The sequence below is a fragment of the Streptomyces canus genome, assembly GCF_041435015.1.
GTDB lineage: Bacteria > Actinomycetota > Actinomycetes > Streptomycetales > Streptomycetaceae > Streptomyces > Streptomyces canus_G.
Map to the genome: position 1 here is coordinate 8,383,589 of NZ_CP107989.1, position 21,499 is coordinate 8,405,087.

The window sequence follows — 21,499 nt, forward strand, 5'->3', positions numbered from 1 at the left end:
TGGACACCTCGTCACACTGGCGGCGCAGCGCCTCCCGCGGCGAGTCGGCTGAATGGATGAGTGGTCTGCCGCTGTGGTTCTGCACGGTGAGGTCGTCCCGCAAGGACAAGGGCGCCACCCAGGCCCGCTAGAACCAGGGGTGGTACCCGGAACCGACCTCCGATCGGTGCCGGCGATGCCTCCAGGATTGCCGTCCTGGAGGCATTCGTATGCCTGGCCCCGCTCTGGAGGCAGGCGTCCCCATCGCAACTCGACCAAGGCAGGAACAGAGAGCCGTCGAGGTCACCGCTGCTGATCGATCTCCGTCAACTCGGGTCTCTCGGAGGCAAGTTGCAGAGGTATTGTCTCTGACTGCCTCCGATCGTCTCCGCAACCCGTCCTAGCAGGTCACAGCCGTTTCGACCTTCATCAGTCCAGGTCAGAGGGGTGCGGTCGGGTTACCACGAGTACACCGTCCCCACGCCGGGCTCGCGCGATCGTGGGGCCCGGCGCATCGTCACCGGGCAGGGTGGGGAGATCTACTACACCGATGATCACTACGACTCGTTCAGGGCGGTACTGAGATGACGGCACGCGTGGTCATGCTGGACCTCGACGGGGTCGCGGACAAGGCGGGCCTGATGGAGCGCTGCGTCCGGGACCTGCGGCTGCCGGACTGGTTCGGCCGTAACTGGGACGCGCTGGCCGACGTCCTCTCCGACCCGGGCCTGTGGTCCGAGGACGGTTCCGAGGACGCTGGCGAAGAGGAGACCGTCGTCGTCGTACGGAACTGGGACCGGTACGCGGGTGCGCGGCCGGACGAGTGGGAGACCGCGCGCGAGGTGTTCTCGCAGGCGTCCGCGCTCACCGTGGCGCTCGCCCTTGGAGGTTCGTCCTAAGGCCCCTCCGGGCGGTCTGGACGATTCGCCCGTGGGTGGTATTCCGGCCGGCATGGGAGAATGAAGTACGTGCTCTTTCCCCCTGGCTGACCTGTCCGGGGGCCACCTCTGATCGACTGGGATGTGCAGCACGTGCGTTTCCTCAACGACATCCAGCCCCCGTACGACCTGACGTACGACGACGTCTTCATGGTCCCGAGCCGCAGCGCCGTCGGCTCGCGGCAGGGTGTGGACCTCAGCTCCCCGGACGGCTCGGGCACCACGATCCCGCTGGTCGTCGCCAACATGACCGCCATCGCCGGGCGTCGCATGGCGGAGACCATGGCCCGCCGCGGTGGCCTCGTGGTCATCCCGCAGGACATCCCGATCGAGGTCGTCACCGAGGTCGTCTCCTGGGTGAAGAGCCGCCACCACGTCCTGGACACCCCGATCGTGCTGGCCCCGCACCAGACCGTCGCCGACGCGCTGGCCCTGCTGCCCAAGCGCGCGCACAACGCCGGTGTGGTCGTCGACGAGGCGGGCCGGCCCGTCGGTGTCGTCACCGACCAGGACCTGACCGGGGTCGACCGTTTCACGCAGCTCGCCGAAGTCATGTCGCGCGATCTGCTGCTCCTCGACGCGGACATCGACCCCCGTGAGGCCTTCAACCGCCTCGACGCGGCCAACCGCCGCTACGCCCCCGCCGTCGACCAGGACGGCCGCCTCGCCGGCATCCTCACCCGCAAGGGCGCCCTGCGGGCCACGCTGTACACCCCGGCCGTGGACGCCCGGGGCAGGCTGCGCATCGCCGCCGCCGTGGGCATCAACGGCGACTTCGCGGAGAAGGCCAAGCAGCTGCTCGACGCGGGCGTCGACACCCTGGTCATCGACACCGCGCACGGCCACCAGGAGTCGATGATCACCGCGATCAGGACGGTCCGGGCGCTCGACCCGCAGGTGCCGATCGTGGCCGGCAACATCGTGGCCGCCGAGGGTGTGCGGGACCTGGTCGAGGCGGGCGCGGACATCATCAAGGTCGGTGTGGGGCCCGGCGCCATGTGCACCACCCGCATGATGACCGGCGTCGGCCGGCCGCAGTTCTCGGCCGTCCTGGAGTGCGCGGCCGAGGCGAGGAAGTACGGCAAGCACGTGTGGGCCGACGGCGGTGTCCGGCACCCGCGCGACGTCGCCATGGCGCTGGCCGCCGGCGCGTCCAACGTGATGATCGGGTCGTGGTTCGCGGGCACCTACGAGTCGCCGGGCGACCTCCAGCAGGATGCCAGCGGACGGCTCTACAAGGAGTCCTTCGGCATGGCGTCCGCGCGGGCGGTGCGCAACCGCACGTCGGACGAGTCGGCGTACGACCGGGCCCGCAAGGCGCTGTTCGAGGAGGGCATCTCCACCTCCCGGATGTTCCTCGACCCGGCCCGCCCGGGTGTCGAGGACCTGATCGACTCGATCATCGCGGGCGTCCGCTCCTCCTGCACCTACGCCGGTGCGGGCTCCCTGGAGGAGTTCGCCGAGAAGGCGGTCGTCGGTATCCAGAGCGCGGCCGGCTACGCCGAGGGCAAGCCGCTGCACGCCAGCTGGAGCTGAACCCGTCCGCTGTGCGGGGCCCCCGTCGAAAATCGGGGGCCGTTCGCCTTCCCGGTCCGTACGGTCGTCGTATGGAGATCAGCGTCTGCCGGAGCGGCGATGTCGCGCTGCTGGACCGGTACATGGGATCGCCCGGAGCCACGTCCTTCCACGCCCGGCGGTTCGCGCGGCAGGAGGCGGGGGAGTGCACGTATCTCGTCGCCCGGCTGGAGGGGCGGCCCGTGGGGCACGCGGAGATGCGCTGGATCGGGTGTGCCGCCCCCGAGGTCGCCCTGGACTGCCCCGAGATCGGCGGCCTCGCGGTCGCCCCCGAGGAACTGCGCTCACGGGGGATCGGCACCGAGCTGATCCGGGCCGCCGAGGAACTGGCCCGCAGGCGGGGTCTGACGACCGTGGGCATCGGGGTCGGGCAGGACAACCCGCGCGCGGCGGGCCTGTACGCACGGCTCGGCTACCGGCCGGCGACGAACTACCTGGACCGCTACTCGTACCGGGATCACGACGGCACGACCCGTGAGTGTGTCGACGCCTGCACGTTCCTCGTCCGAGAACTCTCGTCAGGCCACCTTGACGTCAAGCCTGCTTGACGCAAGCCTGGGAGCATGACGACACCCGAGAGCATCGAGCCGCAGTACACCCTGCTGACCGCCGTCTCCCGGCTCGACGAGCTGCGCATGCGGGAAGCGCTGGGCGGGGCCACGGACACCCCCGACCGGGCCGAACTGCTCGAACTCCTCGCGCTGAGCGAGGTCGTGGCCCGCAAGGCGTCCTACGGCCGTCAGCTGACCGTGCGCGCGGCCCGCGAGGCCGGCGCCTCCTGGTCGCAGATCGGGGCGGCGACGGGCACCAGCAAACAGGCCGCGTGGGAGGCCCACACACGCTGGATCGACGCCCAGCGGGAGGCGTACGGCAAGCCCGGCCAGATGGGGTTCGACGAGGCGGACGTGGCTGAGGCGCGGGCCGTGGCGGGGGAGCCGGAGGACCGCTGACGAGGGCTGACGGGTGCCGGGCGGGGGCACGCGCAACGAACGCCCGCCCATCGGCCCGGAACGCAACGATCTTGCGACTGCGTGCAAGGTTGCTGCATTACGACTGTGACGTCCGGGCTCGTAGGGTGCTGCGCTGTACTCACCTGCAGCGACGAAGGAGTCAGCGCGTGCTCGACCAAGGTGCACCCACGCACCACCGCACCCAAGAAGCCCCCACGTCCCCGGGGCTCGGCGCGCGCCTCATGCGGCGCAAACCCGTGGAACGCCTGGTCGCGGAGGGCGGCCAGGGCGAGGGAGGGGCCCTCAGGCGCTCCCTCGGACTGTGGCAGCTGACGATGATCAGCATCGGCGCCACCCTCGGCACCGGCATTTTCGTCGTGCTGGGCGAGGCCGTGCCGAAGGCAGGTCCCGCCGTCACGCTCTCCTTCGTGATCGCCGGCCTCACGGCCCTCTTCTCGGCCCTCTCCTACGCCGAGCTCGCGGGCACCATCCCGGTCGCCGGGTCCTCGTACTCGTACGCGTACGCAACCATGGGCGAACTGATCGCCTGGATCTGCGGCTGGTGCCTGGTCCTGGAGTACGGCGTCTCGGTCGCCGCCGTGGCCGTCGGCTGGGGCGAATACCTGAACGAGCTCCTGGACGGGACCATCGGCGTCACCATCCCGGACGCGCTGTCGGCCCCGCCCGGCGACGGCGGCATCTTCAACCTGCCGGCGCTGATCGTCGTCCTCCTCGCCATGGCCTTCCTGCTGGGCGGGGCCCGCGAGTCCGCCCGCGCCAACACCGTCATGGTCGTCGTGAAGATCGCCGCGCTGGTGCTGTTCTGCGCGATCGGCATCCAGGGCTTCCGCTCCGGCAACTACGCGCACTTCATGCCGCTCGGGATGGCCGGGGTCAGCGCGGCCGGTGCCACGCTCTTCTTCTCGTACATCGGCTTCGACGCCGCCTCCACGGCCGGTGAGGAGGCGAAGAACGCCCAGCGCGACCTGCCCCGCGCGATCATGCTGTCGCTGGTCATCGTGACCGCGCTGTACGTGCTGGTCGCCGCCGTCGCGGTCGGCGCGAAGCCCTGGCAGCACTTCAACGACTCCGAGGCCGCCCTCGCCCAGATCATGCGCGAGGTCACCGGGCAGAGCTTCTGGGGCACCCTGCTGGCGTTCTGCGCGGTCATCGCCATCGCGAGCGTCGTCCTGACCGTGCTCTACGGCCAGACCCGCATCCTCTTCGCGATGTCCCGGGACGGACTCGCACCGAAGGTGTTCGGCCGGGTCCACCCGAAGACCGGCGCGCCCCGGGCGAACACGGTGATCGTGTCCCTGTTCTGCGGGGTGCTGGCGGCGGCCATCCCGCTCGGCCAGCTCGCGGACGCCACCAGCATCGGCACGCTCTTCGCCTTCGCCCTGGTCAACATCGCCGTCGTGGTGCTGCGCCGGACCCGCCCCGACATGCCCCGCACCTTCCGCGTCCCGCTCTCGCCGGTCTTCCCGGCCCTGGGCTTCGCCTTCTGCCTCTGGATGATGGGCAGCCTGTCCGCCGTCACCTGGGTGGTCTTCGGGGTCTGGATGGCCGTCGGGCTCGTGTTCTACTTCCTGTACGGCCATCGCCGTTCCCGACTCGCAACACCCGAAGGCTGATCCACCCACCGTGCTGAACGATCTCGACGAACGCATCGTGCACGCCCTCGCCGAGGACGCCCGCCGCTCCTACGCGGACATCGGGCAGATCGTCGGCCTGTCCGCGCCCGCCGTGAAGCGCCGCGTGGACCGGCTGCGCGCCACCGGGGCCATCACCGGATTCACCGTACGGGTGGATCCGGCGGCCCTCGGCTGGGAGACCGAGGGGTTCGTCGAGATCTACTGCCGGCGCAACACCTCCCCGGAGACCATCCAGCGGGGTCTGGAGCGCTACCAGGAGGTGGTGGCCGCCTCCACCGTCACCGGAGAGGCGGACGCGGTCGTCCAGGTCTTCGCCTCCGACATGCGGCACTTCGAACGGGTCCTGGAGCGGATCGCGGGGGAGCCGTTCGTCGAGCGCACCAAGTCGGTCCTGGTCCTCTCCCCGTTGCTGCGTCGCTTCTCCTCGGGCTCGCCTACCTGACCTGCTCGGCACGCCGCCGGACCGTCGCCAGCAGCCGCCCGGTGAGCAGGGCGTGCGCGCCGGAGGAGATGACCAGCAGCCGGTAGAGGGCACCGCCGGGCCCGGGGAACCGGGCCCGGGTCTCGGCCTGCAGCCGGGTGCGCCCTGGGCTGGTCTCCTCGAGGCGGAAGACCAGGGCGTACGTCGAGAAGTGGTGCCGTCCGACGAGGACCAGCTCCTGTCCCGGGATCGCGTCGGCCACCCGGAACCCGGGAAAGGCCGACCCCTCGGCAAGGGGCCGGGGCCCGGACGCCGTACGGTCGACGACTCCGACGAGACGGGCGTAGCGGGCGGAGCGGGGTCGGCCGAAGGACTGTTCCAGGGTCTCGCCGAGCGCATCCCAGACCTCGACGACCGTCGCCGAGACGATCACCGCATGCTCGTCGACCGGGGGCAGCATACCGATGTCCAACGGAACCTCCTGTCGGGCGGGAGCCCTACTCCGCTGTCTTCCGTGCCAGCGCGTTGTTGCCGATCGAGTTGTGCACGCTGAAGCTCACCGCGTCCGAACGGTAGCGGTCGTCCGACCACTCGACCGGGCGTCCTTCACGGGTGGTGGTCACCCGGCGGACCCTCAGGAGCGGGCTCGTGCGCCGGACTTCCAGCAACTCCGCGTCCTGCGCTCCCGCCGCCACCGCGTCGATGACGTGTTCCCCGTAGGCGAAGACCAACCCCGTGTCGTCGTACAGGCGTTGGGTGACCGAGGGACACTCGGGCTCGATGGACTCGACGGTCGGGGAGATCCAGTCGGCGTACACCGTCCGCTCCAGCAACACCGGTTCGCCGTCCAGTCCACGCACCCGTAGGACATGCAACACCGGTGTACCCATGGCCAGTTGGAGGCGCACCGAGTCCTCCTTCGTGGCCGGACGGTACTCCTGGGCCACCACCCGCCCGGTCGCCGCACGGCCCATCGCGCGGGCCCATTCGGCGAAACTCCTGAGCTCCGCGAAGCTCTGGCTGCGGCGACTGGCGAGAACCACGCGACGGGCACCCTGCCGGGAGCCGATCAGGCCCTCCGTGGTCAGCGCCGCGACCGCCTGACGGACCGTCCCGCGTGAGACGCCGTAGTGCGCCGCGAGCTCCGTCTCGGCGGGCAGCAGACTGCCGACGGTGTACTCCTCGCGGTCGATCGCCCGACGCAGTTCGTCGGCGATCTCCTCGTGTCGCGCCCCCATGCTTCCCCTCTGAGTCGGTCTCTGTGCACAGCGTGACCAGGGTAGTCGACATTCCGAGGCATCCGGAGAGGGCTCAGATTGTGCGGGAATTCGGGGTCAGCGTTTCGCCAGTGTTTACCGGCGCGACACCAGCGGCAGCCTTACTGAGGCCAACTTGTTCAGACAAGTCATCCCTCTTTGGCTCCTGCACCCTCGCGCGTCCCCTGGAGAAGCCGTGACCGTGTCCCTCCCGAGAACAGCCGCCCTCGGCGTCCTCGCCGCCCTCGCCCTGAGCGCGTGCGGCGCAGCCCCCGACAACGCGTCGACCACCGCCGACGGCAAGAACGCCGCCACCGCCACCTCGGCCGCCGACTTCGGCGGTATGGACAAGCTGGTCGCCGCGGCGAAGAAGGAGGGCACGCTCAACGCCATCGCACTGCCCCGCGACTGGGCCAACTACGGCGCCCTCATCGACGGCTTCACGAAGAAGTACGGCATCAAGATCTCCGTCGAGAACCCCGACGGCTCCAGCCAGGACGAGATCAACGCCGTGACCTCGCGCAAGGGGCAGTCCCGGGCGCCCGACGTCCTCGACCTCGGCAGCTCCTTCGCCCTCAGCGCCGCCCAGCAGGGCCTGCTCGCGCCGTACAAGGTGGCGTCCTACGGCGACATCCCCACCGGGCAGAAGGACCTGCAGGCCCGCTGGTACAACGACTACGGCGGCTACATCTCCATCGGCTGCGACGCGAAGCGGGTCAAGACCTGCCCCACCACCTTCGCCGACCTGCTCAAGCCGCAGTACAAGGGCCAGGTCGCCCTCAACGGCAACCCCACCAAGTCCGGTTCGGCCTTCGGCGGTGTCTACGCGGCCTCGCTCGCCAGCGGCGGCTCCTTCGACGACATCCAGCCCGGCCTCGACTTCTTCGCCAAGATCAAGAAGAACGGCAACTACACGCCCGTCGAGTCGACCCCGGCCACCGTCGAGAAGGGCGAGACGCCGATCAGCATCGACTGGGACTACCTGAACGCCGGGTACGCCGACGAGTTCACGTCCAAGGGCGTCGACTGGAAGGTGTCGGTGCCCAGCGACGGCCAGTTCTCGCAGTACTACTCCCAGGCCGTCAACAAGGACGCCCCGCACCCTGCGGCCGCCCGCCTGTGGCAGGAGTACCTCTACAGCACCGAGGGCCAGAACCTGTGGCTCAAGGGATACGCCCGCCCGGCCCTGATGACCGCCATGGAGAAGGCCGGCACGCTGGACAAGACAGCCGCCGCCAAGCTGCCCCAGGTCACCGGCACCCCGTCCTTCCCGACCGAGGCCCAGCAGGACAAGGCCAAGACGGTCCTCGGACAGGGCTGGGCGAAGGCCGTCTCCGGATGACGGCCACCGCCGTACGGGTGGACACGGCGCCCGCCGCGCAGGTGAAGCGGCGGCGCCGGTCCCTCGGCTGGATCGCCGTCGTCCCGCTGCTCGCGTTCGTCGCGGTCGCCTTCGGGCTGCCAGCGATCGCCATGCTGGACGGCGCCTTCACCGCCAAGAACCCGGCCACCGGAGCGACTTCGTACACCGTCGACAATCTGACGGCCTCCCTCAAGGGCGCGTATCTCACCGCGCTGCTCGGCAGCGTGAAGCTGTCGGCCGTGTCCGCCGCCCTGGCGACGCTCTTCGGTCTGCCGCTGGCGCAGGCCGTGGTGTCCTCCCGCTTCCGCGGGCTGCGCGAGGCCGTGCTCACCGCGTCCGGAGTCCTCGCCAACTTCGGCGGAGTCCCGCTGGCCTTCGCCTTCGTCGCCACGCTCGGCAACGCCGGCGTGCTGACCCGGCAGCTGGGCCTCACCGACAAAGGCTGGGACCTCTACAGCTTCTGGGGCCTCGTCATCGTCTACCTGTACTTCCTGATCCCCCTCATGGTGCTCACGATCACCCCCGCCCTGGACGGACTGCGCACCCAGTGGCGCGAGGCGGCACAGAACAACGGGGCGACGGGCACGCAGTACTGGCGCTTTGTCGCCCTGCCCGTCCTGCTGCCCACGCTTCTCGGCGGGTTCGTGCTGCTCTTCGGCAGCGCCTTCGCCGCGTACGCCACCGCCGCCGCGATGGTGGGCAGCTCCATCCCGCTGGTCACCCTCCAGATCGCCGACGCGATCTCCGGCAACGTGCTCGTCGGCCAGGAGAACGTGGCGCTCGCCCTCAGCCTCGACATGGTCCTGGTCGCCGGCCTGGTCATGGCCGTCTACCTGCCCCTGCAGCGGAGGAGTGCGCGATGGCTCGCCTGAACCTGTGGCGGTGGGGCGTGCTGGGCCTCGCCGGACTGTATTTCCTGGTGCCGCTCGCCGCGTCCGTCGTCTTCACCGTCGACGTGCCTGGCCAGGGGATCACCTTCGACGCGTACACACAGATCTTCTCCACCGACGGCTTCGTCTCCAGCCTGCTGCTCTCGCTGGAGCTGGCCCTCGCCACCATCGCCGTCGTCCTGCTGCTGATGGTGCCCGCGATGGTCGCGCTGCGGCTCGGCGCGCCCCGGCTCAGGCCGCTCGTCGAGGTGGTGTGCTCGCTGCCGCTGGTCGTCCCGCCGATCGCGTTCGTAGCCGGCCTCGGCACGGTCCTCAAGTGGGGGCCCGACCACCTCTCCCGCACCCCGCTGTTCGAGACCTTCGTGGCGATCCAGAACCCCGACTTCCCTTTCGTTCTGGTCCTGGCCTACGTCGTGATGGCGCTGCCGTTCGTCTATCGGGCACTGGACGCCGGGCTCCGCGCCGTCGACGTCCGCACCCTCGTGGAGGCCGCCCGCAGCTGCGGTGCCGGCTGGCCGCAGGCCCTCGTCCAGGCTGTACTGCCCAATCTGCGCGGCGCCCTGCTCAACGCCTCCTTCCTCACGCTGGCCCTCGTGCTCGGCGAGTTCACCGTGGCCCAGCTCCTGGGCTTCAGGCCCTTCGCCGTGTGGATCGTCAACGTCAGCGGCTCGCAGGCCCAGTTGTCCGTCGCCGTGTCCGTGCTCAGCCTGCTCGTGACGTGGGTGCTGCTCCTCGTCCTGGCCGGCTTCGGCGGCCGCACCCGTACTACTTCCCGGGGATGACCCATGCTTGAATCAGCGGCAACCGTCGAATTCCGGGGGATCAGGCGGGAGTTCGGCCCGACCGTCGCCCTCGACGGCCTCGATCTGACCGTCCGGCCCGGTGAGCTCGTCGCCCTGCTCGGCCCGTCCGGCTGCGGCAAGACCACCGCGCTCAGGATGCTCGCCGGCTTCGAACACCCCGACTCGGGGGACGTGCTGGTGGACGGCGAGGACGTCACCCGGGTTCCGGCCCACCGCCGGGACGCCGGGATGGTCTTCCAGTCGTACAGCCTCTTCCCGCATCTCGACGCGCTCGACAACGTGGCCTTCGGACTGCGGATGCGCAAGGTCCGGACGGCCGAACGGCGGTCCAGAGCCGCCGAGTTGCTGGAACTGGTCGGTCTCGCCGAGAAGGGCGGGCGGTTCCCGCACCAGCTCTCCGGCGGTCAGCAGCAGCGCGTCGCGCTCGCCCGGGCCCTCGCCCTGCGCCCGCGCGTGCTGCTGCTCGACGAGCCCTTGTCGGCGCTGGACGCCAAGGTGCGGCTCGCCCTGCGCGAGGAGATCCGGCGGCTCCAGCAGGAGCTCGGCATCACCACCCTGTTCGTCACCCACGACCAGGAGGAGGCCCTGTCCATGGCGGACCGGGTCGCCGTGATGCACGCAGGGAAGCTCGAACAGTGCGCGGCGCCGAGCGAGTTGTACAGCCGCCCCGCCACCGCCTTCGTCGCCGAGTTCGTCGGCACGATGAGCCGGATCCCGGGACGGCTCGCCGACGGGACGGTCGACGTGCTCGGGCAGCGGCTGCCGGTCGACGGCCCGGTGCCGTCCGCGACCGAGGTCGACGTGCTGGTGCGGCCGGAGGCCGTGCGGGTACGGGCCGCGGCCGACGGGAAGTCCCGCGTGGTCGCCACGTCCTTCCTGGGCGCGGCCGTCCGTGTCACCGTCCGGCTCGCCGACGGCACCGCCGTGAAGGCCGATCTGCCCGCGCACGAGGCCGCCGAGCTCACGGCGGGTGCCGCGGTGAGTGTGTCGCTGCCGGAACGGCCGGTGCTCGTGGCCGAACGTACGTCCTGAACTTCCAGAAAGAGGCACCCGTGAACCGACTCCCGCTCCAGGCCGTCCTGTTCGACATGGACGGCACGCTCGTCGACACCGAGCGGCTGTGGTGGGAGGCGGTGGAGCAGGTCGCCGGGCGGGTCCTGACCGAGGAGGACCGGCCCGAGGTGCTCGGCCGCCCGGTCGAGTACACGGCCGCCTGGCTGGCCGCGCTCACGGGCACGGTGGCCGCGGACCTCGCCGAGACCCTCCACCGGGAGTTCGCGGACCGCGTCCGCACCGGCATCGTGCCCCGCCCCGGCGCCCTCGCCCTGCTTGACGCCCTGGCCCGCGAGGGCGTCCCCACGGCTCTGGTGACCGCGTCCCCCCGGGCCGTCGCCGACACCGTGCTCGACGCGCTCGGCGCCGATCGCTTCGCGGTCTCCGTCACCGCCGACGACACGCCACACACCAAGCCGGCCCCCGACCCCTACCTCGCCGCGTGCCGGACGCTCGGCGTCGATCCGGCGGGCTGCGTGGCCGTGGAGGACACGGAGACCGGCGTCGCCTCGGCGGAAGCGGCGGGCTGCGCGGTGCTCGCGGTGCCCTCGCTCGCCCCCATAGAGCCCGCGCCCGGCCGGACGGTACTGGCCAGCCTGGAGGGCGTCACCGTCGACAGGCTCCGCTCCCTGCTGCCCCACCGGCTCCGCGTGATGACCTGGAACCTCTGGTACGGCGGCACCAAGGTCCGCGATCACCGGGCCAAGCAGCTCAAGGTCATCGCGGAGACCGACGTGGACGTGGTCGGGCTCCAGGAGACGTACGGCGGCGCCGCCGAGGAACTTGCCGAGGCGCTCGGCTGGCACCACCACAGCGCGGGACCGAACCTCGGCATCATCAGCCGGTTCCCGATCGCGGCCGTGCTGGGCGACCCGGACGTCGGTTTCTACGGGGCCGCCGGGGCCCGGATCGCCGTAGGGGATCAGGAGGTCGAGGTCTGGACGGCACACCTCGACGCCGAGCACTACGGGCCCTACGCGTCCGAGCCGCTCGCCCATGAGGAGGTGCGGACCGGGCAGATGCGGGACACGCTGCGCCGGATTGCGGGTGCGGCGCCCGTCGTCCTCGTCGGCGACTTCAACAGCCCCTCCCACCTGGATCGGCCGGACGTCGAGTGGCCGGTGACCAAGGCGGCGGAGGAGGCGGGTTTCGGGGACTCCTTCCGGCAGGCCCGTCCCGATGTCGTACGCGACCCGGGCCACACCTGGTCGCCGGTGCACGCTCACCCCGAGCCGCAGGACCGGATCGACTTCGTCCTCCACCGCGGCCTGCGGGTTCTCCACTCCCGGACCTACGTCAGCGGCACCCCGCGGACCTGGCCGGACGTCGAGGACAACGACTGGCCGTCCGACCACGCCGCGGTGATCACCACATTTTCGCTGGGCAGCGGGCCCGGGACTGTCTAACATCGGTGCCATGACCTGGCGACATTGATCCACCAGCCGTGCCTCCCGAGGGCCACCTCGGACGCCGTACCGACGACGTCCGAACCGCCCTTCCGGGAAGGCCTCATGACACTCTCACCCGCACGTGTGCCCGCGACCGGCGTCCGCCGGCTGACGACCACGCTGTACGGCTACGCGTTCCTCGACGATCTCGTCCTGCTCTACCCGGTGTACGCGCTGCTGTTCGCCGACACCGGCCTGCCGCTCTGGCAGATCTCCTCACTGTTCGCCCTGTGGTCGATCACGGCCGTCGTCCTCGAGGTGCCCTCCGGCGCCTGGGCCGACACCGTCTCGCGCCGCAGGCTGCTGTGGATCGGCCCGCTGCTCACGGCCGTCGGCTTCACGCTGTGGGTGACCATCCCGTCGTACGGGGCCTTCGCGGTGGGCTTCATGCTGTGGGGTGCCGGCGGCGCGCTCGGCTCGGGTGCGCTGGAAGCCCTCGTGTACGACGAGCTGGAGCGACTCGGGGGCGCCGAGCGGTACGCGCGCGTGATGGGGCGGGCCCGGGCGGCCCGGCTGCTGGCCACCGTCGTGGCGATGGGCCTCGCCGGACCGGTCCTCGCACTGGGCGGTTACGAGGCCGTGGGCGCCGCGAGTGTCCTGGCCTGTCTGCTGGCCGCGGTGACGGCGACCCGGCTGCCGGAACACCGGGTACCGGCCGAGAAGGGGAGCACGCGCTGGGCGGCGACCCTGCGGGCCGGTGTCGCCGAGGCTCGTGGGGACCGGACCGTCCGGGGCGCCCTGCTGCTCGTCCCGGCCGTCGCCGCGGTGTGGGGCGCGCTCGACGAGTACGTCTCGCTGCTGATCCGCGACCTCGGCGTGGCCGACGCGACCGTGCCCTATCTGGTCCTGCTGGTCTGGGCGATCGTCACCGTCGGCAGCCTGTTCGCCGGGCCGGCCGAGCGCCTGGGCACCCGGGGCCTCGCCGCCATGATCGCGGGCTCCGCACTCGCCCTCGCCATGGGCGCCGGGGTCCGCACCCCCGCCGGCATCGTTCTCGTGGGCCTCGCCTTCGCGGGCTTCCAGCTGGCCGAGGTGCTCGCCGACGTCAGGCTCCAGCACCGCATCGACGACGCCCGCCGGGCCACGCTGACCTCGGTGGCGAGCCTGGGCACGGAACTGGTCACGGTCGCCGTGTTCGGTGCGTACACCCTGCTCGGGGCGTCCCTGGCGCACAGCACGGTGTTCGTGATCCTCTCGGTGCCGTATCTGGTGACGGCGCTGGTGCTGGGCCGGGGCGGCGGCGCACGCAACGAATCGCCGGGGGGCCGCCCGCGCACGCAATGAAACGCTTACCGGCGCGCAACGGCTCCTCCTTGTCCGCCCTGGTGAGCCGCCCGTACCGTCTAGGTGGCCCCTCTCTGTGGCCCCCACGACCACCTTCCGCCCCGGTGAGGATCACGCATGCGCACCGCCCTGCTCCAGAGCTCCGGCCGCCCCGGCTCCGTCGAGGGGAACCTCAAGGTCCTCGACGAGGCCGCGGGCCGGGCCGCCGCCGCGGGCGCCGCGCTGCTGGCCGCGCCGGAGATGTTCCTCACCGGGTACGCGATCGGCGACGACATCGCCCGCCTCGCCGAACCGGCCGACGGCGACTCCGCGGACACGGTCGCGGAGATCGCCGAGCGGCACGGGATCGCGATCGCGTACGGCTATCCCGAACGTGTCTCCCACGCGGTTCACAACTCCGCCCAGCTGATCTCCGCCGACGGTGTCCGTCTCGCGAACTATCGCAAGACCCACCTCTTCGGCTGCTTCGAGCGCGACCACTTCGAGCCCGGTGAACAGCCGGTGATCCAGGCGGAGCTGGGCGGACTCACCGTCGGCCTCATGATCTGCTACGACGTCGAGTTCCCGGAGAACGTCCGCGCCCACGCCCTCGCCGGTACCGACCTCCTCCTCGTGCCGACGGCCCAGATGCACCCGTTCCAGTTCGTCGCCGAGTCCCTCGTGCCGGTGCGGGCCTGGGAGAGCCAGATGTACGTCGCCTACGTCAACCGGGTCGGCCAGGAAGGGGAGTTCGAGTTCGTCGGGCTCTCCACGCTGGCCGGCCCCGACGGGGTGGCCCGGGCCCGCGCCGGACACGGCGAGGAGCTGGTGTTCGCCGACGCCGACGCCGCCCTGCTGGCCGACTCCCGTGCGGCGAACCCGTATCTGACGGACCGCCGGCCCGGCCTCTACAGGTCCCTCGTCTGACGTCCGAACCACCCTCATCGCTTCAAGGAGTCCGTACCCCATGACGTCCACCGTGCCCAACGCCGTCGAGCACGCAGACGCGCAGCAGCCGCCGATCACCATGTTCGGGCCGGACTTCCCGTACGCCTACGACGACTTCCTCGCCCACCCGGCGGGCCTCGGTCAGATACCGGCGACCGAGCACGGCACCGAGGTCGCGGTGATCGGCGGCGGTCTCTCCGGCATCGTGGCCGCGTACGAGCTGATGAAGATGGGCCTCAGGCCGGTGGTGTACGAGGCCGACCGGATCGGCGGGCGGCTGCGGACCGTCGGCTTCGACGGCCAGGGCACCCAGGGACTCACCGCCGAGATGGGCGCGATGCGCTTCCCGCCCTCCTCGACGGCGCTCCAGCACTACATCGACCTCGTCGGCCTGGAGACCCGTCCCTTCCCCAACCCCCTCGCGGAGGCGACCCCTTCGACGGTCGTCGACCTCAAGGGCGAGTCCCACTACGCCGAGACGATCGCCGATCTCCCGCAGGTCTACCGCGATGTCGCCGAGGCCTGGAACAGGTGCCTCGAAGAGGGCGCCGACTTCACCGACATGAACCGGGCCCTGCGCGAGCGGGACGTGCCGCGCATCCGCGAGATCTGGGCACGGCTCGTCGAGAAGCTCGACAACCAGACCTTCTACGGATTCCTCTGCGACTCGGAGGCGTTCAGGTCCTTCCGCCACCGCGAGATCTTCGGGCAGGTCGGCTTCGGCACCGGCGGCTGGGACACCGACTTCCCCAACTCCATCCTGGAGATCCTGCGCGTCGTCTACACCGAGGCCGACGACCACCACCGGGGGATCGTGGGGGGTTCCCAGCAGCTGCCGCTCAGGCTGTGGGAGCGCGAGCCGGAGAAGATCGTGCACTGGGCCCAGGGCACCTCGCTCGCGGCACTGCACCAGGGTGGCGAGCCCCGCCCGGCGGTCACCCGCCTGCACCGCACGGCCGGCAACCGGATCACCGTGACGGACGCGCGAGGAGACATCCGCACCTATGCGGCGGCGATCTTCACCGCCCAGTCCTGGATGCTGCTGTCGAAGATCGCATGCGACGACTCGCTCTTCCCGATCGACCACTGGACGGCGATCGAGCGCACCCACTACATGGAGTCCAGCAAGCTGTTCGTGCCCGTCGACCGGCCGTTCTGGCTCGACAAGGACGAGGAAACCGGGCGTGACGTCATGTCGATGACGCTCACCGACCGGATGACGCGCGGGACTTACCTCCTCGACGACGGTCCCGACAAGCCCGCCGTCATCTGCCTCTCCTACACCTGGTGCGACGACAGCCTGAAGTGGCTCCCGCTGTCCGCGAACGAGCGGATGGAGGTCATGCTGAAGTCGCTCGGCGAGATCTATCCCAAGGTCGACATCAGGAAGCACGTCATCGGCAACCCGGTGACCGTCTCCTGGGAGAACGAGCCCTACTTCATGGGCGCGTTCAAGGCCAACCTGCCCGGCCACTACCGCTACCAGCGGCGCCTGTTCACGCACTTCATGCAGGACCGGCTGCCCGAGGACAAGCGGGGCGTCTTCCTCGCCGGCGACGACATCTCCTGGACGGCCGGCTGGGCCGAGGGCGCGATCCAGACCGCGCTGAACGCGGTCTGGGGCGTCATGCACCACTTCGGCGGCGAGACCGACGCGACCAACCCGGGTCCGGGGGACGTGTACGAGGAGATCGCGCCGGTCGAGCTTCCCGAGGACTAGCGCCGAGGCACGGGATCCCGACGGCACGCGCCTACTCGTACAGCTCGGCGGCGAGGTCACGCAACTGACGCCACTCCTCGGCGAGTTGCCGATGCCCGACCAGGACGTTGGGCATCCAGCCGTCGGCCCGGTCGACCGGCCGGAGCATCGCCTTCCTGTTGTAGGAGGGCAGTAGGACGGATCGGCTACGAGGATGTGCGCTCCATTGCGTCGGGTCGCATCGAGCGGTTCACCGGCCAACGTAAGCCGGACACACGTGAGGTGGTTCAGTCTGGCAGCGGAGTGAGCAGCATGCGTCCCGCGAATCCCACCGCCGTGTCCAGGCGCTGGGTGAACTCCTCGGCCACGTCGGGCAGTCCGCGCAGCGCCCACAGGGCCCGTGCCGCGGTCCAGGTGGCCTCGCGGGCGCGCTCCAGGCTCCAGGCGCCGAGCAGATGGGTGAGCGGATCGGCGATCTGCAGCAGGTCGGGGCCCGGCATCAGATCTTCGCGGATGCGCTCCTCCAGCGAGACGAGGAGATCACCCACGCGGTCGAACTCGTCCTCCACGTCGGCGGGTTCGCAGTCGAGGCTACGACAGGTGTCCACGACGGCGAGCGCCAGGTCGTGGCCGATGTGCGCGTTGATGCCCGCGAGCGCGAACTGCAGTGGTCGTACGCCGGGATGACGGCGGAACTGGAACAGGGGCCGCCAGCAGGCCGGCGGACGGCGTTCGCGGGCGACCGCGTCCACCGCCGCGAGATAGCGCTCCGCGAACCGCACGTCCAGCGTGATCGCGGCCCGGGCGTCCGCGAACCGGCCTCCGTCGACGCACCGGTCGACCGCCTCGGTGACGGCGAGGTAGACACGGTTGAAGACCGCTACGCCGTCCCGGTCCGGCAGGTCCTCCTCCAGGGCGCGCATACGGGAGACGACCGCGTCGAGGGGAGTGGTGAACTGTTCCAATTGCGCCATAGCGGCAGGGTCCCAGTCCTAGGGTGGCCGGAGTACCGGCGGGCCCGACGCTTCCCCAGAACGGGGGAACATTCCCTGCCGTGCGAGGGGGCGACAGGGTGTCAGGCCTACGTGCCCAGCGGCTGGCCGCGCGCCGGGCCGCGCGCAGGCGCGCCATGGGCCGCGGCGCGATGGTCGCGGCGGCCTCCGTGGTGGTCGCCGTCGGCACCGCGACCGGGATGCTCTCCGCGCTCGGCGACCGGGGCGGCTCCGACGAGGCGCGGCCGGGGCTCGTCAGCGGCTCCCCGAGCCCGGACTCGACGCCCGTCCTACCGTCGGCGTCCGAGCCGGCCCCTCCCTCCGCCTCCGCCCCTGCCTCGCCCTCGGCGAAGGTGAGCGCGTCCCCGTCCCCCGAGAAGGCGAGCCCCGGTTACGGGAAGACCCGGACCAGCACCGCCACCCGCCTCTACCGCTACCCCTCCTCCCAGGTGCTCGACTGGGTGCAGGACAATCCGCGCGACCGGCGTGCCTATGTCATAGAGTCCCGCATCGCCGACCGGCCGGCCGCCGTCTGGTTCGCCGACTACGCCCCGGCGACCATCACCTCCAGGGTCCGCGCGGTCACGTCGGGAGGTGCCGCGCACGACCGGGTCCCGGTGGTCGTGGCGTACGCGATCCCTGACCGTGACTGCGGCGGCGCCTCCCAGGGCGGGGCGCCGGACCTCGGGGCGTACGACGCCTGGATCGACAGGTTCGCCGCCGGGCTCGGCTCCGGCGAGGTCGTCGTGGTCCTGGAGCCCGACTCGATCGCCCAGTCGGAGTGCCTCCCGGCCGCTCGAAGGGCAGACCGCTTCGCCTCGCTGGCCCGCGCGGGCCGGGTCCTGAAGGCCGCGAACCCCGAGGCACGCGTCTACTACGACGCCGGTCACTCCGGCTGGCGTCCGGCGGCCGAGCAGGCGGCCCTGCTGAAGCAGGCGGGCGCAGCCTCGGCCGCCTCCTCCGACGGGATCTTCAGCAATGTCTCCAACTTCCACACCACGGCTGCCGAGATCGCCTACGACCGCCAGATCCTCGACGCCCTGGACGGACCGCCCGGCCTGGGCGCCGTCATCGACACCAGCCGCAACGGCAACGGTGCGCCGCCCGGCGGCGAGTGGTGCGACCCGCCCGGCCGGAAGATCGGTCGGGCACCGACTCTGGACACCGGCGAGCCGAGGATCGACGCCTATCTGTGGGTGAAGCTCCCGGGGGAATCGGACGGCTGCAAGGGGACACCGGGCACGTTCAGCCCGTCGTACGCCTATGAGCTGGCCTCGCCCTAGAGCTACGGCTTCAGGACTGCCGGTCGGGAACTGCCGCGGCCGTGGGGCTCAGCTTCGGGCGGTCGCGGTCTCCGGCGCGCAGGACGCCCGCGAAGGCGACGAGGCCCCCGGCCAGGACGGTCACCAGGACGAAGGAGACCGTCAGGTTGGTGGCCTGGGCCACCCCGCCCAGCAGGCTCGGCGCGATGAGCCCCGAGGTGTAGGTGATGGTCGCGACGCCCGCGATGGCCTGGCTCGGATTGGGCCCGCTGCGCCCCGCCGCCGCGAAGCACAGTGGCACGACCACCGCGATGCCGAGACCCATCAGGGCGAAGCCGGTCATGGCCACCGCCGGATGGTTCGCGACGACGATGAGCAGCCCGCCGCCGGCGGCCAGGACACCGCCCAGGCGGACCGTGCGGACCGACCCGAAGCGGTTGACCACGGCGTCGCCCGCGATCCGGGCCACCGCCATGGTGAGCATGAAGCCGGTCGTGCAGGCGGCGGCGAGTCCTGCCGAGGAGTCCAGCCGGTCCTTGAGATACACGGCGGACCAGTCCAGGCTCGCCCCCTCCGCGAACACCGCGCAGAAACCGACCGTACCGATCAACAGGGCCGACTTCGGGGGCAGCGCGAACCGGGGCGGCGGCTCCTCGTCCGCACCGGCCTGCACGTCGAGGACCCACCGGCAGGCCAGCACACCGAGCACGGTGAGGCAGGCCGTCGCCAGCGCGAAGTGCACGCGCGCGTCCGCGCCCAGATGCGCGGCGAGCGTGCCGCCCGCCGAGCCGACAAGCGCACCCGCGCTCCACATGCCGTGCAACCCGGACATGATCGACTTGCCCAGCAGGTTCTCCACCTCGACACCCAGCGCGTTCATGACCACGTCGGCCATACCGGCGCTCGCGCCGTACACGAACATCGCCAGGCACAAGGTGTAGAGGTTGGGCGCGAGCGCGGGCAGAACGAGGGACAGCGTCCACAGCACGATCAGCCCGCGCAGGGCCGTCCGGCTGCCGAAGCGGTGGCTGACCCGGGCCGCCAACGGCATCGCGCAGGACGCGCCGAACGCCGTGAAGGCCAGGGCGAAGCCCAGTTGACCCGCGCCGACCGAGGCATGGTCCTGGATCCAGGGCACCCGCGTCGCGAACGAACCGGTCACGGCCCCGTGCACGGCGAACACGGCGGCCACGGCGTACCGGGCCCGCCGTACCTCTGCCGACGCGCGCACCACATCGCTCATTGTCGGGCCCCTCCCCGGATCCTCGTCGTCCCGCTGCCGCCGCGTAAACTATCAGGAACCCTGCCTGATAGATAGCGCACTTTCGGCACTGCGAATCTGAGAGGATTCCCGGCATGCCCGCATCCCCGAGCACCGCCCGGGCCATCAACGACCGGCTCGCCCTGCGACTGCTCCAGCAGGAAGGCCCGCTGACGGCAGGGCAGTTGAAGCAGCTCACCGGACTGTCCCGGCCGAGCGTCGCCGACCTCGTCGAGCGCCTCGCCGCCGCCGGACTGATCGACGTGGTCGGGGAGTCGGGGGAGCAGCGCCGCGGCCCCAACGCCAGGCTGTACGGCATCGTCGCCGACCAGGCCCACCTCGCGGCTCTCGACGTGCGCACCGAGGGTGTCTCCGTCGTCGTCTCCGACCTGCTGGGTCGGGTGCTGGCCGAGGCGTCGGTGCCCATCGAAGGGGACATGGGGACCGGGCCCGCGGTCGAGCGGGCGGTCGCGCTGGTCGAGCGCGCGGCGAAGGAGGCGGGGGTGCCGGAACTCCATACCGTCGGCATCGGCGCTCCCGGCCTCATCGACCCGGTCACCGGCGAGCTCCGCGACTCCGGTGGCCTGCCCGAATGGCACCGGCGCCTGGTGCTGGCGTTGCAGGAGCGGCTCCCGAACACGCGCATCCACGTCGAGAACGAGACCAACCTCGCGGCGCTGGCGGAGCAGCGCGACGGGGCGGCCCGGGACCGGGACACCTTCGTCCTGCTGTGGCTCGGCCACGGCACGGGCGCGGCGGTCGTCCTGGACGGCATCCTGCGCCGGGGCGCGTCGGGCGGCACCGGGGAGATCGGTTTCCTGCCGGTGCCGGGGACGGTGGGACTGCCCTCCGCGGTGGACTGTGAGGGGGGCTTCCACTCCCTCGCGGGGTCGTCGGCGATCGTGAGACTGGCGGAGCGGCACGGGCCGGCGGTCGAGGTGGACGGGCACGAGCCTCCGGCCGCGCACGTGGTGCGGGAGGCGGTGGCCGACGGCTCGGCGGACTTCCTCGACGCCCTCGCGGACCGCCTGGCCATAGGGGTCGCGTCGGTCGTGGCCATTCTCGATCCGGGTTGCCTGGTCCTGGGCGGCGAGGTGGGCCGGGCCGGCGGGGCGGACCTCGCGGCACGGGTGGAAAGCCGGGTCCGCCGTATGTCACCTCTGGCCACGGAGGTGAGAGCGAGCACGCTGGGCGGAGAAGCGGTCCTGCGAGGAGCCCTGCTCACGGCGAGAGACAGGGCTCAGGACGACTTGTTCGCACCGCGCTAGGGTCGCGGGGCCCGCAGGTGGTGGCCCCCCAGGGGGAGGCCCGGCGGCGGGCAAGGGCCGTCGTCACCGCCGCCGGACCCGTCTCTACGGGTGTCCACGCAAGGCGACCCTAAAAAGGACTAGACCAATAGTCAATGGATCTGCGCCATCCGCCACTTGGGAGTGCGGGCCTGAAATGTCCATCGGTACTGTCTGTGAGCCACCCCACACCCTTCGCCCATATGGACGTCGATCAGGCGTGGCACACTGGCTCTGTACCAGAAGCAGCGCACTCCGGGGTCGGTGAAAGTCCGAACCGGCGGTTACAGTCCGCGACCCGACCGCTTCCAGCGGCCGGTTGACCAGGTGAAATTCCTGGACCGACGGTTAAAGTCCGGATGGGAGGCAGTGCGCGGCGGGCGGGCATTCGTGCGCGCCGCCGTATCGGTCCGTCCTTCGGGACGGGTGCGTCCGGCGTCGCCCCCGGTGTCCCTGC

At 71.2% G+C, this 21,499-nt stretch carries 20 protein-coding genes, 1 pseudogene and 1 riboswitch; of the genes and pseudogenes, 17 read left to right on the forward strand and 4 right to left on the reverse strand.

Annotated features, from left to right (window positions below; translation table 11 throughout):
- Positions 1–429 precede the first annotated feature (429 nt).
- The 7 genes and pseudogenes from OG841_RS38300 to OG841_RS38330 form a co-directional block, all read left to right on the forward strand.
- Positions 430–567: pseudogene (locus OG841_RS38300) on the forward strand (ribonuclease domain-containing protein); the annotation flags it as partial.
- Positions 564–878, forward strand: coding sequence for a barstar family protein (locus OG841_RS38305; RefSeq protein ID WP_328637200.1), 315 nt, complete (start codon positions 564–566; stop codon positions 876–878). The pseudogene OG841_RS38300 and the gene OG841_RS38305, both read left to right, overlap by 4 nt.
- A gap of 132 nt (positions 879–1,010) precedes the next feature.
- Complete coding sequence (locus tag OG841_RS38310; RefSeq protein WP_328643487.1) at positions 1,011–2,453, forward strand: GuaB1 family IMP dehydrogenase-related protein; 1,443 nt, start codon at positions 1,011–1,013, stop codon at positions 2,451–2,453.
- A 71-nt stretch (positions 2,454–2,524) separates the two neighbouring features.
- Positions 2,525–3,040 carry a GNAT family N-acetyltransferase gene (locus OG841_RS38315; RefSeq protein ID WP_371568888.1) on the forward strand — a complete coding sequence of 172 codons (516 nt, stop codon included), beginning with the start codon at positions 2,525–2,527 and terminating at the stop codon, positions 3,038–3,040.
- Between the two features lie 15 nt (positions 3,041–3,055).
- Positions 3,056–3,442 (forward strand): hypothetical protein, encoded by a 387-nt coding sequence (locus OG841_RS38320; protein ID WP_057614138.1) that lies wholly within the window; start codon positions 3,056–3,058, stop codon positions 3,440–3,442.
- A 167-nt stretch (positions 3,443–3,609) separates the two neighbouring features.
- Positions 3,610–5,076: an amino acid permease gene (locus tag OG841_RS38325; RefSeq protein WP_365119914.1), complete on the forward strand. Its 1,467-nt coding sequence runs from the start codon at positions 3,610–3,612 to the stop codon at positions 5,074–5,076.
- Between the two features lie 10 nt (positions 5,077–5,086).
- Positions 5,087–5,539 carry an Lrp/AsnC family transcriptional regulator gene (locus OG841_RS38330; protein ID WP_007380661.1) on the forward strand — a complete coding sequence of 151 codons (453 nt, stop codon included), beginning with the start codon at positions 5,087–5,089 and terminating at the stop codon, positions 5,537–5,539.
- Here the strand turns inward: OG841_RS38330 and OG841_RS38335 are convergent.
- Both OG841_RS38335 and OG841_RS38340 read right to left on the reverse strand, forming a co-directional pair.
- Positions 5,532–5,990 (reverse strand): hypothetical protein, encoded by a 459-nt coding sequence (locus OG841_RS38335; protein ID WP_365119911.1) that lies wholly within the window; start codon positions 5,988–5,990, stop codon positions 5,532–5,534. The genes OG841_RS38330 and OG841_RS38335 overlap by 8 nt on opposite strands.
- Positions 5,991–6,015: 25 nt before the next feature.
- Positions 6,016–6,756 (reverse strand): GntR family transcriptional regulator, encoded by a 741-nt coding sequence (locus tag OG841_RS38340; RefSeq protein WP_059207979.1) that lies wholly within the window; start codon positions 6,754–6,756, stop codon positions 6,016–6,018.
- 214 nt (positions 6,757–6,970) lie between these two features.
- Here OG841_RS38340 and OG841_RS38345 point away from each other — a divergent pair, with 214 nt between their 5' ends.
- The 8 genes from OG841_RS38345 to OG841_RS38380 all read left to right on the forward strand — a co-directional run bounded on the left by OG841_RS38345 (position 6,971) and on the right by OG841_RS38380 (position 16,262).
- On the forward strand, positions 6,971–8,116 hold the full coding sequence (locus OG841_RS38345) for an ABC transporter substrate-binding protein (RefSeq protein WP_371568894.1): 1,146 nt from the start codon (positions 6,971–6,973) through the stop codon (positions 8,114–8,116).
- The gene (locus tag OG841_RS38350; RefSeq protein WP_371568896.1) at positions 8,113–9,009 is read left to right on the forward strand and encodes an ABC transporter permease; all 897 of its coding nucleotides are present in this window, start codon (positions 8,113–8,115) and stop codon (positions 9,007–9,009) included. Before OG841_RS38345 ends, OG841_RS38350 begins: the two co-directional genes overlap by 4 nt.
- Complete coding sequence (locus OG841_RS38355) at positions 8,997–9,809, forward strand: ABC transporter permease (RefSeq protein WP_057614133.1); 813 nt, start codon at positions 8,997–8,999, stop codon at positions 9,807–9,809. Before OG841_RS38350 ends, OG841_RS38355 begins: the two co-directional genes overlap by 13 nt.
- A 3-nt stretch (positions 9,810–9,812) precedes the next feature.
- On the forward strand, positions 9,813–10,862 hold the full coding sequence (locus OG841_RS38360; RefSeq protein ID WP_328637193.1) for an ABC transporter ATP-binding protein: 1,050 nt from the start codon (positions 9,813–9,815) through the stop codon (positions 10,860–10,862).
- A gap of 20 nt (positions 10,863–10,882) precedes the next feature.
- Entirely contained in the window at positions 10,883–12,289 is a 1,407-nt protein-coding gene (locus OG841_RS38365; protein WP_371568901.1) for an HAD-IA family hydrolase, read from the forward strand.
- 105 nt (positions 12,290–12,394) lie between these two features.
- Positions 12,395–13,615, forward strand: coding sequence for an MFS transporter (locus tag OG841_RS38370; RefSeq protein ID WP_371568903.1), 1,221 nt, complete (start codon positions 12,395–12,397; stop codon positions 13,613–13,615).
- A 117-nt stretch (positions 13,616–13,732) separates the two neighbouring features.
- A complete protein-coding gene (locus tag OG841_RS38375) occupies positions 13,733–14,521 on the forward strand; it encodes a carbon-nitrogen hydrolase family protein (protein WP_328637190.1) in 789 nt (262 codons plus the stop codon).
- Positions 14,522–14,561: 40 nt separating this feature from the next.
- Entirely contained in the window at positions 14,562–16,262 is a 1,701-nt protein-coding gene (locus OG841_RS38380) for a flavin monoamine oxidase family protein (protein WP_328637189.1), read from the forward strand.
- Between the two features lie 266 nt (positions 16,263–16,528).
- Here OG841_RS38380 and OG841_RS38385 read toward each other — a convergent pair whose 3' ends face one another.
- Complete coding sequence (locus tag OG841_RS38385) at positions 16,529–17,215, reverse strand: DUF5995 family protein (RefSeq protein WP_365119896.1); 687 nt, start codon at positions 17,213–17,215, stop codon at positions 16,529–16,531.
- Between the two features lie 170 nt (positions 17,216–17,385).
- Here OG841_RS38385 and OG841_RS38390 point away from each other — a divergent pair, with 170 nt between their 5' ends.
- Positions 17,386–18,516, forward strand: coding sequence for a glycoside hydrolase family 6 protein (locus OG841_RS38390; protein ID WP_328643486.1), 1,131 nt, complete (start codon positions 17,386–17,388; stop codon positions 18,514–18,516).
- Between the two features lie 10 nt (positions 18,517–18,526).
- Here OG841_RS38390 and OG841_RS38395 read toward each other — a convergent pair whose 3' ends face one another.
- Positions 18,527–19,738 carry an MFS transporter gene (locus tag OG841_RS38395; protein WP_371568907.1) on the reverse strand — a complete coding sequence of 404 codons (1,212 nt, stop codon included), beginning with the start codon at positions 19,736–19,738 and terminating at the stop codon, positions 18,527–18,529.
- A 113-nt stretch (positions 19,739–19,851) separates the two neighbouring features.
- On the opposite strand from OG841_RS38395, the gene OG841_RS38400 reads away from it, so the two are divergent.
- Positions 19,852–21,024, forward strand: a complete 1,173-nt coding sequence (locus tag OG841_RS38400; protein WP_328637186.1) for an ROK family transcriptional regulator — start codon at positions 19,852–19,854, stop codon at positions 21,022–21,024.
- A gap of 264 nt (positions 21,025–21,288) precedes the next feature.
- Positions 21,289–21,419: riboswitch (FMN riboswitch) on the forward strand.
- Positions 21,420–21,499 lie beyond the last annotated feature (80 nt).